The organism is Martelella sp. FLE1502, assembly GCF_053484255.1.
The window spans coordinates 194577-207895 of record NZ_JBAKFQ010000002.1 but is presented as its reverse complement, the minus strand read 5'-3'; the positions used below and the strand labels follow the sequence as shown (position 1 = coordinate 207895).

Here is a 13319-nt window from a genome sequence, read left to right as displayed (position 1 = left end):
CCGTTTGCGCCGCTTTCTGAAAGCCCGGCGGCCGCTTCCCACACACCACCATTTGACTATCGGAGAGAAGAAATGACTGCCGGCTTCAGAATTCATGCCCGCAAATCCAGGGTGGAAAGCGCCCTTGTGGAAGGGTTTTCAAGCCTTCCCGTCGCCAATGTCTCGGACGCGATGAACCGGATGACCGCCGCCGGGTCGCGGCTGCGCCCGTACCACGCCGAAGGGCGGATCATGGCTGGTCCCGCGCTGACGGTAAAGACCCGTCCCGGCGACAATCTGATGGTGCACAAGGCGATCGACATGGCAGAAGAGGGCGACGTCATCGTCGTCGACGCGGGCGGAGACCTGACCAACTCGATCATGGGTGAAATCATGGTCTATCTCGCGCAGGAAAACCGGGTGGCCGGCTTCGTGATCAACGGCGCGATCCGGGACGCAGAGGAAATCCGCGAAAGCGGCATGGCGATGTTTGCCGCCGGCGTTTCCCATCGCGGCCCTTACAAGGACGGCCCCGGCGAAATCAATGTTCCGGTTGCGATCGACGGGATGGTGATTAAGCCGGGCGACCTGATCCTTGGCGATGGCGACGGCGTGCTCTGCGTTCCGGCCGGCGAGGCGGCGGAAATCCTTGAGGCTGCGCGCGCAAAGCAGGCTGCCGAGCAGAAGGAGATCGCCGCGATCCGCAACGGCACGGTCGACCGCAGCTGGGTGAACGAAATTCTGACGAACCGCAACGTTGAATATATCGACTGAAAGTTAACGCTCTAGGAGGAGAAAAACCATGGAAAAGAAAACACTGACAGCACTTGCCGCGGCGATAACGCTTTCGCTTACAGCCCACGGCTCGGCGCAGGCCGAGGTGACCGAGGCGCAGTTGCAGGAACTGGCGAAGACCTTGCCGGAAAAGACCCAGGTTTCGGTGCTGGCGATCGACAGCAGCACGTCGGAATGGAGCATGCTTGAGAAACCCTTCTGGGAGGAAGTCGTGCCGCGCCTCAGCGACGGCCGGATCGACGTCAAGCTCAGCTCGATCACCGAGTTGGGCGTGCCCGGTTCGCAGATGGTCACCCTGGTGCGCTCGGGGGTCTACGACATGGCCGATACCGTTGCGTCCTATGCCAGCGAAAACATGAAGATTCTGGATGGCATGGACATTTCCGGCGTCACGCCGACGATCGAGGGCGTGCGCGCCAGCAGCGACGCCTTCATGCCGGTCATCAACGAGACCCTGTCGAAAAAGGCGGGATCGGTTGCGCTCGCAAGCTGGCCGACCACCGGTCTCGTTCTGTGGTGCGGCGCAAAGGTTGAAAGCCTCGAAGACCTGAAGGGCAAGACCGTTCGCGTCTTCAGCGGCACGCAGGCCGATCTGATCACCGCGCTCGGCGCGACGGCGGTTTCCATGCCGTTTGCCGAAATGGCGCCGGCCCTGCAGCGCGGCGTGATTGATTGCGGCATCACCGGAACCGCCAGCGGCAATATCGCCAAGCTGCCGGAGGTCACGAAATATGTCTATGCACTGAACACCGGCTGGGCCCCGCAGATCAGGATCGTGAATGAATCCTGGTTCAACAAGCAGACGCCCGAGGTGCAGGAATGGCTGCGCCTTGCCAGCGAATATTTCGAGCAGGAAATGGCCTGGCCGACGCAGATCCGCAACCACAATATGGGCCTGTGGTGCACCGCCGGCGACGCGCAGTGCGACGATAGCGGCGCGTTCCAGAAATATGATGCGACCGTCACGGTTCCGACCGAGGCCGAACTCGCCGAAGTCGCGCGGCTGACGCAGGAAAAGGTGCTGCCGAATTTCGCCGGCAATTGCGGTGAAGCCTGTGTATCGGAGTGGAATGCAACGATCGGCGAGCTTGTCGGGATTGAGATGAAGCAGTAGAGCCGGTTGGCAACGGGGTCCGGTCGGGTCAAGAGACCTGATCGGGCCCTTTGCCTTTCGGCATCGCAGCTTCGATTTGTCTGAAACCGCTGACGTGGGAAATCTGCCTATGACATCCGCACCAGTCCCCAAAAAGCGCTCGCTGTTGCAACAGGTAACGATCCTGGCCTCCCGCGCCGGCGGTTATGGCCTGCTCGGCATCGCCGCGATGATTTGCGTGGATACGATTTCGCGCAAGCTGTTCAAGGTCTCGATTACCGGGTCGACCGAGATCACCGGTTTCGTCTTCGCCTTTGCCACCGGCGTTGCAATTGCCTATGCGGCGCTGTTCACCGCGCATATCCGGCTTGATGTCGTGCAGCGTCTGCTGCCCACCCGCATTCGGGGGTCGCTCGACGTGCTGGCGGCGCTGACCATGCTGATCGGCGCGGCTATCCTGAGCTGGAACGAGTGGCTTCAGCTGAAGGAGGCCATCGAATTCGATGCGACCTCGACCTTGCTCAATATTCCGCTGGTCTATCCGCATGCGCTCTTCCTGCTCGGGCTGTTGCTTTTCACGCTGGTCTCGGCGCTCGTCCTCATCGGACTGTTGCGCCGGTTTCCCCAGACGGTTGAGCACCCGGGAGCGCAAGGACATCAGAGCCTCGAAGAACTCGGCGACCTCTAGAGCAATTCCAGGTGAAGTGGATACCGGTTCACCGTCCGGAATTGCGTGAAAACAAAAGATAGAGCCTTTCCGCGTTTCCGTGAAATGCGGAAAGGCTCTGGAAAGCCCCGGAACAAAAGCCATGTCTATTCTCGGATTTATCGGCAGCCTCTTCGGCCTGATCGCGACAAGCATTCCGGTCGGAATTGTCCTGCTGTTCGCGGGCATCCTCCTCAGCTTGTTCTGGCTGCCCGTCAACATCATCTCGGTGATCGGGATCACCACCTGGGAGACGGCAACCAACGACCTGCTGGTCGCCATTCCGCTGTTCATCCTGATGGGCGAAATCATGCTGCACAGCGGCAGCGCCTCCTCCATGTACCGCGCCTTGCTGCCGTGGCTGAACCGCCTTCCGGGCGGTCTGATGCACACCAATATCGCCGCTTGCACCATGTTCGCCGCCACCTCCGGTTCCAGCGTGGCCACGGCCGCCACCGTGGGCACGATCGCCTTTCCCGAGATCGAGAAGAACGGCTACAATGAGCGGCTGTTCCTGGGCACGGTCGCCGCCGGCGGAACGCTGGGCACGCTGATCCCGCCCTCCATCAATATGATCATCTATGGCGCGATCACCCAGACCTCGATCCCGCAGCTTTATCTGGCGGGCTTCATCCCCGGCATATTGCTGGCGCTGATCTTCATGCTGGCGGTAATTCTCTGTTGCGTGTTCTTTCCCTCCTGGGGCGGGCGAAAAGAGCGCTATGGCTGGGCGGACCGGCTGGGCAGCCTGCCGCAATTGCTGCCGATCTTCTTTATCTTCATCGTCGTGGTCGGGTCGATCTATGCCGGCGTCGCGACCCCGACCGAGGCCTCCGCGCTCGGCATTGCCGCTTCGCTGATCCTCAGCGCCTTCAACGGCACGCTCTCCATCGCCATGCTCAACAAGGCGATCGAAGGCACGATGCGTTCGACGGGCATGATCATGCTGCTCCTGATCGGCGCCTATTTCCTGAACTTCGCGCTCGGCATGTCCGGCTTTATCGAGCAGATCACGGACTATATTTCCGGTCTGGCAATGCCGCCCCTGGCCGTTCTGTGCATTATCATTGTGTTCTACATGGCGCTCGGCTGCGTGCTGGACGGGATTTCGATGATCGTGCTGACGGTCCCGGTGACCGCGCCGCTCATTATCGGTCTCGGCTACGATCCGGTCTGGTTCGGCATCATCCTGATGATGGTGATCGAGGCCGGGATGATCACGCCGCCGATCGGGATCAATTGCTATGTGGTGCAGGGCCTGCGGAAATCGGGGTCGCCAAACGACGTTTTCATCGGAATCCTGCCCTTCCTCGGTGCGATCATCGCCATGATCGGCCTCATGATCGCATTCCCGCAGATTGCGCTCTGGCTGCCGGAAAGTCTGCAATGACCATTGACGAAAACATCGCTTCCTCCGGCGCCTGGGACTGCCATTTTCACATCCTCGATGCCGCGGCCCCGGTCGTCGCCAATGCCGTCATCGCGAACCGGACCGCCAGTTGCGACGACTACCGCGCGGCGACCGCCGGCATGGGCCTGACCCGCGGCGTGCTGGTGCAGCCCTCCCTTTACGGTCGCGATCACACCGTCCTGCTGCGCGCGCTCGCTGAACTTGGCGCGGGCTACCGCGCGACCGGCGTGATCACGCCGGATGCCGACCGGGATACGCTTTCAGCGTGGCACGAAGCCGGCATGCGGGGCGTACGCTTCAATCAGGTTCAAGCCGGCGCGACGCAGATCGAGGACATGCCGAAAACCGCTGCCCTGATCCGCGATCTGGGCTGGAATATCGAACTGCATCTGCCCGCCAGTGAATTGTCCCGCTATTTTGAGATGCTCGCCGATCTCGGCGTCCCGCTTGTGCTCAACCACCTCGGCCGCTGCCGTCCCGGTCATGGCCCGGATCTGGAGGCGCTCCTGCGGCTTTATGAACTGCCGCATGTCTGGGTCAAGCTTTCGGGCCCTTACCATGAGGATGTGGACGACCTCTCCTGGGCGCATAGTTTTGATGTCGCGAGGCAGCTGATCGCCACCGACTCCTCTCGGCTCATATGGGGAAGCGACTGGCCGCATGTGACCGAGAGCAAGTCCCCGGACTTCTCGAAGCTCCTCTCCTTCATTCGCACGGCGGCCGGCGATGAAGCCGTCCTGCGCCGGATCATGTCGGAAAACCCTCAGACGCTCTATCGTTGAAGCGCGAAAGGGAAGGTTTCAAGTTACGGATGACAGCTTGTATCCATGAGACCTGCGTTCTAACCTGCCGGCGGCCGACGGGAGACTCGTCTTTTCGCGGACAAGCCTACGAGAGTTGAATGATAAGGTCAGGTGTCGCATGAGCGTCAGTGACGATGTACACACGGAATTGAGACGCCGGCTGATCGCGGGCCACTTCTCACCCGGGGAAAAACTGCGGGAAGAACATATCGCGGCCGAACTGCATGTCAGCCGCACTCCCGTCCGGGCAGCGCTTCAGCGGTTAATCACGGAAGGCCTGCTTGAGGCCGCGCCGAAGCGCGGCGCCGTGGTCAGTCAGTGGACCGACAATGATATCGAGGAAATCTTCGAGCTGCGCATTCTCGCGGAAGGACTGGCCGCCGCCTGGGCGACGCGCAACATGTCGGATGCCGATATCACAAAAATGGAAGAGATGAACCGCGACATCGCTCGCGCGTTTGAAGGCAAAGCCCGTAATTTCAGGGACATCGTCCAGTCGGTGAACCATGAATTTCACATGCAGATTTATCAGGCCTGTGGCAGCGCACGGTTGCGCAATTTCGGCACCTCGCTGCTGGAATATCCCAAACTGTTGGGCGGATTCTACATCTACTCGGACAACGAGATCCAGGAGAGCATTCAGCAGCACGAGGATATTCTGCACGCGCTGCGGGCCCGCAACGAGCGATGGGCGCGCTCCTCTGTGACCTCCCACCTCAGCGCGGCTTTCGAACGGCTCAAACGCTCCCGCCGCAGGCCTGGCGTAACGGTCACTCCCCGGGATTAACGCACCGGTCCCCAGCCCTACGGCGCATCAGCGCTGCGCAAACGAACGCCTGCTTCGCGCAACATCGTTTCCGAGACATCGAAGCTGTGATCCAGCTTGCCATCGTTTTCCGGCTTGGGGGGACAATCGACGCACGTGATCCCGCTCTGGATGATGGCGCGGGCGCAGTCGGCGCAGGGGAAGCGGTTGACATAGATGGTGCAGCCCGCAAGAGCCGCGCCGGAGCGGGCGGCGTTGTAGACGGCATTTCGCTCGGCATGTTCGATCCAGAAGAATTTCTCGCCGCTCGCCCGGTCGAAACGGGCGGCATCATGATCCGAGACGCCGCGCGGCAGGCCGTTATAGCCGGTGGCGCGGACCTCATGGCCCGGCCCGACGATGACCGCGCCGACCTTGAAGTCCCGGTCCTCGGACCACGAGGCGGTTTCATCACAGAGCGCCCGGAAGCGCGCGGACCATGTTGCTTCATCGGCCATGTCTTTTTGCCTTTCATGGGTTTTCAAGCACGGCGGTGTCGAGGGCGGCGCGTGCGGTTTCGTCAGGCGGCGTGAACGGCGGCAGGACATTCTGCCAGACAGGATTGCCGCGGCGCTTGCCGACGAGATATTTGACGGAAGGCACCAGCGGGTGGGCGGCGATCGCCTTGCGGGTTTCGACAATCGCGCCGGCGAGTGCGTCGTCCGGGGCGGCCATATAGCGGGCGCAGAGCGGCGCGGAAATGTTCACCGTCGCGGAAATGCAGCCTGCAAAGCCCGACGCCTCGATCTCGGCAAGAGCGGTTTCGGAACTTGGAAACACGGAAAGACCCGGCACAGCGGCCACCAGGTTTCGGCAATAGGCGAGATCGCCGGAGGAATCCTTGATGCCGGTAAAACGCTCGGGTCGGGCGGCGGCGAGGCGGGCGACGACGTCCACCGGGATCGGCACGCCGGTCATCTGCGGGAAATTGTAGAACCAGACCGCGATCGGACTTTCGCCAAGCGCTGCGTCAAGCGCCATGTACCAGCGAAACAACCCGTCATCGCTCACCGGCTTGTAATAAAAGGGCGGCAGAACAAGCGCGATGTTGTAGCCCATCTCGGCAGCGCAGAGCGTCAGGTCGAGCGTATCGGCAAGGGCGGGAAGGCCGGTGCCCACCATCAGCCGCGCGGGGTCGAAGGCTTCCGCCGCCCACCGCATGACCGCCTTGCGCGCCCCGATGCCGAGCGAATTCGCTTCGCCCGTGGTGCCGAGGATGTTCAAGCCGTCACAACCATTTGCGAGCGCCCAGCGGCAATGTTCCAGGAATGGCTCCTTGAGCGCCCTTCCCTGATGGTCCACAGGCGTCGGAACCGCGGCGACAATACCTTTCATGTCGAATTTTCCTTTTTTATTGTCCAATCACGGACGATGGAATGATCGTCGATCGGCGGCGCGCTCTTTGCCCAGCCGCCCGGCTCCTTCAGCCCACCATTGCCGTCGTCGAAAACTGCGCGGTTGATCTCGACAAAGCGGGCGATATCTGCCCCTGGATCATCGTCGTAGCGGATAGCATCGACCGGGCAGATGCTCTCGCACATGCCGCATTCGATGCATTCGGTCGGATGGATGTAGAACATCCGACCGCCCTCATAGATGCAGTCGACCGGACAGACGGTGGCGCAGACGCCGTCCTTGATGTCGATGCATTCGCTCTTGATCACCAGCGCCATGGCAAGCCTATCTGCCGCGCCAGACCGGGGCGCGTTTCTCGCGAAAGGCGGCGACCCCTTCCTCGGAATCCTCCGAGACCAGCGCTGCGATCAGCTCCGGCGTCTGCAGCGCGCGGGCTTCCATGGGCGTAAGATGCGCGGTTTTGCGCAGGGTCGCCTTGATCGCCTTGACCGACAAGGGCGCCGATTTCAGGATATCGGCGACCCAGGCTTCGACTTCGGCATCGAGGCTTTCGGGCGGCACGACGGCGTTGACCAAGCCGGCGGCATGCGCTTCGGCGGCGCTCATCATCCGCCCGGTCATCATCAGGCCGGCTGCGATGTTGCGCGGGATCAGCCGTTGCAGGGCGACCATGCCGCCATCGAGCGGCAGGCGGCCGACCCTCGCCTCGGGCAGGCCGAAGCGGGCGGTGTCGCTGGCGATCACGATATCGGCGCCGAGCACCATTTCCAGCCCGCCGCCAAGCGCCACGCCGTTGACGCGGGCGATCACCGGCACGGTGAGGCTCTGGCGCAGAGCGATGCCGCCGAAGCCGTTCGGGTTCATCCGCGCCCAGTATTCGAGGCCCGAAGCGCCGGAGCCCGACTTGAGGTCGGCGCCCGCGGAAAAGGCGCGGTCTCCCGCTCCCGTCAGCACCACGCAGCGGATATCGGGATTGGTCTCGATTGCCTGCCATATCTCCTCAAGCCGCGCCTCTGTCGCCTGATCGACGGCATTCATCCGCTCGGGACGATTGATGATAACCCGGGCGACATGGTCTTCGATGTCGAACAGAACGCTCATCCGGCTGCCCTTACTTTCGCGTCAAGGCCGAACTCGGCGATCACCTCCGCCGTGTGTTCACCGAGCCTGGGCGGCTTGTGACGCAGCAGCACGGGCGCATCGCTGAGGTGAACCGGCGAGGCAACGAGGGTCAGCGGCCCGAGAAGATCATGGTCGAAATCGATCAGCATGTCGTTGATGGCAGTCTGCGGATCGGCAAGCGCCTCGCCAAGCGCCCGCACCGGCGCGCAAAGGAGATCCTGGCCTTCGAGCCGCTCGATCCAGTGGGCGGTGGTGTTGGTGGCGATCGCGTCGGCGAAGCGCTTCTGCAGGTACGGCTTGTTGGCGCGCTGGCTGGCAAGGTTGGGGTAGGTCGGCGACAGGTCCTCGATCCCCAACGCGGCGCAGATGTCGCGCAGCGGATTGGCCTTGAACGCGCCGACGATCACCAGCGCGCCGTCAGTGCTGTCGAACACGCCCGTCAGGGGCATCGCGGCCCAGTTCAAAACGGCGCGGTGCTTGTTCCACTGGGCGGCTTCCTGCATCTGCATGGCAATCATGGAGTCGTAGAGCGAAACCTCGACGCGCTGGCCGTGGCCTGTCTTCTCGCGGGAGAAGAGCGCGGCAAGCACGCCCTGCACCAGATGCATGCCGGCGGTGTAGTCGCAGAGCGTGGTCGGATAGATCGAGCGCGGGACCGAGGGGTCGGACGTCTTTTCCATCACACCGGTCATCGCCTGCGCCAGCACATCCTGGCCGCCCTTGTGGGCATAAGGGCCGGTCGAACCGAAACCCGTGCCCGACGCGCAGATGATCTTCGGGTTGATCGCCTTCAGCGCCTCGTAGCCGAAGCCGAGCCTGTCCATCACCCCGGCACGGAAATTGTCGACCACGACATCGGCCTGGCGCACGAGATCATAGACCATCGCCTTGCCCTCCGCCGTCTTCGTGTCGATCTCGACGGAGCGCTTGTTGCGGTTGAGCGAGCAGTAGACGGCATTGTTGCGGCCGGCCTCGGTGTGGTCGTCGAAGAAATGGCGCGACAGGTCGCCGGCCCCCGGACGCTCGATCTTGATCACGTCCGCCCCGAAATCGGCCAGCATCTGCGTGGCGCACGGACCGAGCATCACCTGGGTGAAGTCGATCACCCGGATGCCGGAAAGGGGAAGGCTATCGGTATTCATGGTATTGTCTTTCATTCTGCTGCAGCGGTGTTTTCAACGCGGGCGTTCGCCGAGGGGATATCGCCGGGATCGGCCCCTTGCGCGCGCATGCGTTTCTGAATGGTCGCGACATCGGCGTCGCGCAGCGCCACATTCTGTTCGAGCGCCACGGCAACGGCGACACCCGCCGCCTCGCCCTGCGCCATGCAGGGCGGAATCTCGCGGGAGAGTTTCTGGGCCTCGCTTTCCACCGAATAGTGACGGCCGGCGACGATCAGATTGTCGATCCCCTTCGGCAGCAGGGCGGGGTAGGGCGTATAGTAGTCGCGGCCGCGGCAGACGCTGTCGGCAAAGTGGCGGCGGCTCTTCACGTCGTCGCGGGTGACGACATATTCGCCCTGCAGCAACCGGGTCTGGCGGATGCCTAGCTGTTCGGCGGCGCCTAGCATCTTGGCGTTCTCGAAGCCCGGCAGGTTGGCGCGCACGAAGTGCAGCAGCTTCATCATCCGCTCGCGGCCTTCGACCTCGGCGGCCAGCATGTCCTCCGGCGACAGCCCGTCATAGCCCGGCATATGCGGGCAGTTGCACCAGACGATGCCGGGCAACGGGGTCTTCAGCCACCACATGCCCCAGGCCCCGCCGATAACCCGGCGCACCTGCCGGTCGAGCGCCTTGTATTCCTCCGGATGCTCGAACTCGAAGGCCTTGGCCTTTTCGGTATCGACATCGCAAAGCCGGAACACGGTGGTGACGATATACTGGCCCGTGAGAAAAGACGCGCCCGCCGAGGCGGCGACATCGAGGTCGCCGCTGGCATCGATGACCATCTTCGCGCGGATCGCCTGGCGTCCAACCTTGGTCTGGCAGATGACGCCCGTCACCTTGCCATCCTCCACCAGCGCCTCGGAGAACCAGGAATGGAGGCGGAGGTTGACGCCGGCCTCGCGCACCAGGTTCAGGCTGGTCCGCTTCCAGCAGTCGGGATCGAAGGCGACGGCGTGGATAATTGGCTGCGGCATGCCGGTCTTGTGAAAGTCGATCGCCCCCCAGCGCGCCCATTTGCGCCACATCTCCCAGTTCGTCAGGCAGTCTTCCGGCGGGGGATAGACCGCGCCGTCTTCTGCCGCCATCCGGTCGACGAACTCGGAGACAATGCCGGTGGTGACGATCTCGTTGCCGTCATTGACCATGTCGTCCAGCACCAGAACCATGCCGCCGGAGGCCATGCCACCGAGATGGTGATAGCGCTCCATGAGCGTGACCGAGCAGCCGTTGCGCGCGGCTGAAACCGCAGCACTCACGCCCGCGGGACCGCCGCCGATGACGACCACATCGCAATCGGCGACCACCGGTATCTGCTCGTCCCGTTTCAGGGCTATATGTCCGTATGTCTCTTTCATCTTGGCACAGCTCTTCCCCGGGCATGTCGCCCGTCTTGAAATTCCGGTTGAGGTTTTCCTACCAGCGCACGATCAGGCGTTCGGCGAGCGTCACGGCGGCAAACAGCAGCACCGACAGCCCCGAAGACAGGAACACCGTCGCGTAAAGCAGCGCGGAGCGGAAATTGAAGGTGGCGTCGAGGATCAGCGCCCCGAGCCCCAGATTGGCTCCCACCCATTCGCCGACGATCGCGCCGATGACGCAGGTGGTTGCCGCGATCTTCAACGCCGAGAACAGGAAGGGCAGCGACGAGGGCAGGCGCACCTTCCAGAACACTTCCGATTTCGACGCTGACAATACCCGCGTCAGCTCCAGGATCTGCGGACTTGCCGAATTGAGGCCGCGCACCATGTTGACCAGCGTCGGAAAGAAGCAGATCAACGCCGCAATCATCACCTTGGCCGTCAGCCCCGAGCCGAAAATCAGCACCAGGATCGGCGCGATCGCCAGGATCGGAACGGTGTTGATGAACACGGCAAGCGGGAAGAACGCCCGTTCGGCCATCCGGCTATGCACGAAGGCGATCGCGATCAGCACCGCGACCAGATTGCCGACAAGGAAACCCAAAACCGCCTCAAGCAAAGTCGGCCAGAAATTGGCCATCAGCGTTGCGAAATCCTTGACGAAGACGAGCACCACGTCGCTGGGCGCAGGCGCGATATAGGACGGCACGCCGAAAAGCCGGACGCCGGCCTGCCATATCAAAAGCAGAAGGATCGCGGTGCCGACCGGTATCGCCACCGAAATCAGCCGCGACAGCCGGGCCGCGCGGATCGCGGCGACATTATCGCGCATTTCCATATCGGCGGACATCTGAGAGATCGCCATCAGCATGTCTCCAGTGTCTGGCGCAGTTCCGCCGCATGGCGGATGAACTCCGGCGTTTCGCGCTGGGCAATTGAACGGGGGCCGGGAATATCGATATCGACGATCTTCCGCAGCCGGCCCGGATGGGCCTGCAGCATCAGCACCTTCTGGCCGAGAAACACGGCCTCCGGGATCGAATGGGTGACGAACAGGATGGTCGCGCCGGTCTCCTCCCAGATCTTCAGGAGCTGCAAGTTCAGATGGTCGCGGGTCATCTCGTCGAGCGCGCCGAAGGGCTCGTCCATCAGCAGCAACTTGGGGTGACAGACCAGTGCGCGGGCAATCGCCACGCGCTGTCGCATGCCGCCGGAAAGCTCGTGCGGCAATGCGTCCTCCCGGCCCTTCAACCCGACAAGCTCCAGCAGTTCGCGCGGGGTCCTGTCGCTGATCGGAAGCTTGATGCCACGGCTGCGCCCGACCTCGAGCGGCAGTTCGACATTCTTCAGCGCGCTCCGCCACGGCAGCAGGCTGGCATCCTGAAACACGAAGGCGAATTCGCGGGCAAGCCGTGCTTCCTCGGTCGACTTGCCGAACACGCTCACCTCGCCGGATGCCGGCGGGATGAGATCGGAGACGAGACGCAGCAGCGTGGATTTGCCGCAGCCAGACGGGCCGAGGATCGTCCAGAACTCGCCTTCGCCGATATCGAGGCTCAGATCCTGAATGGCGGTGAAATCGCCGAACTTCACGGAGGCGTTGCGCAGCCGAGCCGCAGGCGCCGGAGCGCCTGCCTCCCGATATGCCATCGCCGCGTTTGACGCGTTCATGGCGATCACCCCAGCTTTGGCCGCGTGTCGGCGGTGGCGTCCAGAACGGAGAGCGTCATGACCTCGTCGACGGTCGGCGCACCGCCCTCGAACTGGTCGAGTTCCTGGTAGATGTCGATCTGGTCCTGCCAGTTCTCCTTGGTCATGGTGCCCCAGCCGTTTTCCCTGGTGGCTTCGTTGAAGGAATAGTCGAGCACCAGCGGCACGGCTTCCATCTCGGCGGCCTTGTCGAAATTTGGATAGGCCTCGACCAGATAGTCGACCGCCTTGTCCGGATTTTCGCGGGCAAAGCCCCAGCCGCGCGAGATCGCGCGGATCATCGCGTCCACCTTGTCGCCGTGGTCGGCAAGCGTGCTGTCCGTCACGTAGAACGGATTGGCGTAAAGCTTGATGCCGGCGTCCCAGAGCGTCATGTCGACGCGTTGATCGCCCAGAATTTCCAGCGCCTTGACATTGGTTTTCCAGCCGGTGATCGCGTCGACCTGGCCGGTCATCAGCGGGTTCATGTCGGAGCCGATGATGACCAGTTCGACCTGATCTTCCGGAATGTTGTTCTTGGCGAGTAGCGCCCTGAACAGAATGCGTCCGGTGGCCTGGGTGCCGATCTTCTTGCCGATCATGTCTTCCGGCTTGGTGATCGGTGTCTCTTTCAGCGAGAAATAGGTGTAGGGATGCTGCTGATAGCCGGCGGCGATGCATTTGACCGGAATGCCGGCGGCGCGCGCCAGCATCAGTGAGGGGCTGGACGAGACCTGGCCGAGATTGGCGCGGCCCGAGGCGACGGAGGCGACGCCGTCGATGTTCGGCCCGCCCGGAATGATCTCGAATTCGAGGCCCTCCTCGGCGAAATAGCCGAGCTTGTTGGCGCAGATCTCGCCAAGATTGCCGTTCGAGGCAAGCCAGCCGAGCTGCATGGTGACCTTGAACGTGTCGGCCGCCCGCGACGGCGTGATGGAAATCAGGCTGCCAGCGCCGGCAAGGCCGGCGGCTGCGCCCATGGATTTCAGAAGCGAACGGCGGCTGAGGCCGTTCAGAATGGAGTGCGGCATCGATG

Annotated in this window: 15 protein-coding genes; 6 read left to right on the top strand and 9 right to left on the bottom strand. The window is 62.7% G+C overall.

The window, feature by feature from the left end; genetic code table 11:
• The first annotated feature begins 72 nt into the window (after positions 1-72).
• The 6 genes from V6767_RS02830 (at position 73) to V6767_RS02805 (ending at position 5574) form a co-directional block, all read left to right on the top strand.
• Entirely contained in the window at positions 73-753 is a 681-nt protein-coding gene (locus V6767_RS02830) for an RraA family protein (RefSeq protein WP_448472030.1), read from the top strand.
• Positions 754-781: 28 nt separating this feature from the next.
• Positions 782-1888: a TRAP transporter substrate-binding protein DctP gene (gene dctP / locus V6767_RS02825; RefSeq protein WP_448472029.1), complete on the top strand. Its 1107-nt coding sequence runs from the start codon at positions 782-784 to the stop codon at positions 1886-1888.
• Positions 1889-1997: 109 nt separating this feature from the next.
• On the top strand, positions 1998-2555 hold the full coding sequence (locus tag V6767_RS02820; RefSeq protein ID WP_448472028.1) for a TRAP transporter small permease: 558 nt from the start codon (positions 1998-2000) through the stop codon (positions 2553-2555).
• Positions 2556-2676: 121 nt separating this feature from the next.
• On the top strand, positions 2677-3963 hold the full coding sequence (locus V6767_RS02815) for a TRAP transporter large permease (RefSeq protein WP_448472027.1): 1287 nt from the start codon (positions 2677-2679) through the stop codon (positions 3961-3963).
• Complete coding sequence (locus tag V6767_RS02810) at positions 3960-4766, top strand: amidohydrolase family protein (protein WP_448472026.1); 807 nt, start codon at positions 3960-3962, stop codon at positions 4764-4766. Before V6767_RS02815 ends, V6767_RS02810 begins: the two co-directional genes overlap by 4 nt.
• A 139-nt stretch (positions 4767-4905) precedes the next feature.
• The gene (locus tag V6767_RS02805) at positions 4906-5574 is read left to right on the top strand and encodes a GntR family transcriptional regulator (RefSeq protein WP_448472025.1); all 669 of its coding nucleotides are present in this window, start codon (positions 4906-4908) and stop codon (positions 5572-5574) included.
• A gap of 17 nt (positions 5575-5591) precedes the next feature.
• On the opposite strand, the gene V6767_RS02800 is transcribed toward V6767_RS02805, so the two are convergent.
• From V6767_RS02800 to V6767_RS02760, 9 genes are read right to left on the bottom strand one after another with little or no spacing between them, the layout of a single operon-like run.
• Positions 5592-6050 (bottom strand): deoxycytidylate deaminase, encoded by a 459-nt coding sequence (locus V6767_RS02800; protein WP_448472024.1) that lies wholly within the window; start codon positions 6048-6050, stop codon positions 5592-5594.
• A 13-nt stretch (positions 6051-6063) separates the two neighbouring features.
• Positions 6064-6927, bottom strand: a complete 864-nt coding sequence (locus V6767_RS02795) for a dihydrodipicolinate synthase family protein (RefSeq protein WP_448472023.1) — start codon at positions 6925-6927, stop codon at positions 6064-6066.
• Positions 6924-7265, bottom strand: coding sequence for a 4Fe-4S dicluster domain-containing protein (locus V6767_RS02790; protein WP_448472022.1), 342 nt, complete (start codon positions 7263-7265; stop codon positions 6924-6926). Before V6767_RS02790 ends, V6767_RS02795 begins: the two co-directional genes overlap by 4 nt.
• A 7-nt stretch (positions 7266-7272) precedes the next feature.
• The gene (locus tag V6767_RS02785; RefSeq protein WP_448472021.1) at positions 7273-8049 is read right to left on the bottom strand and encodes an enoyl-CoA hydratase-related protein; all 777 of its coding nucleotides are present in this window, start codon (positions 8047-8049) and stop codon (positions 7273-7275) included.
• The gene (locus V6767_RS02780) at positions 8046-9212 is read right to left on the bottom strand and encodes a CaiB/BaiF CoA transferase family protein (protein ID WP_448472020.1); all 1167 of its coding nucleotides are present in this window, start codon (positions 9210-9212) and stop codon (positions 8046-8048) included. The genes V6767_RS02785 and V6767_RS02780 overlap by 4 nt, the downstream gene beginning before the upstream one ends.
• An 11-nt stretch (positions 9213-9223) precedes the next feature.
• Positions 9224-10591, bottom strand: coding sequence for an FAD-dependent oxidoreductase (locus V6767_RS02775; protein ID WP_448472019.1), 1368 nt, complete (start codon positions 10589-10591; stop codon positions 9224-9226).
• 58 nt (positions 10592-10649) lie between these two features.
• On the bottom strand, positions 10650-11465 hold the full coding sequence (locus V6767_RS02770) for an ABC transporter permease (RefSeq protein WP_448472018.1): 816 nt from the start codon (positions 11463-11465) through the stop codon (positions 10650-10652).
• Positions 11459-12265, bottom strand: a complete 807-nt coding sequence (locus V6767_RS02765; protein WP_448472017.1) for an ABC transporter ATP-binding protein — start codon at positions 12263-12265, stop codon at positions 11459-11461. Before V6767_RS02765 ends, V6767_RS02770 begins: the two co-directional genes overlap by 7 nt.
• Before the next feature lie 5 nt (positions 12266-12270).
• Positions 12271-13314 (bottom strand): ABC transporter substrate-binding protein, encoded by a 1044-nt coding sequence (locus V6767_RS02760; RefSeq protein WP_448472016.1) that lies wholly within the window; start codon positions 13312-13314, stop codon positions 12271-12273.
• Positions 13315-13319: the final 5 nt, after the last annotated feature.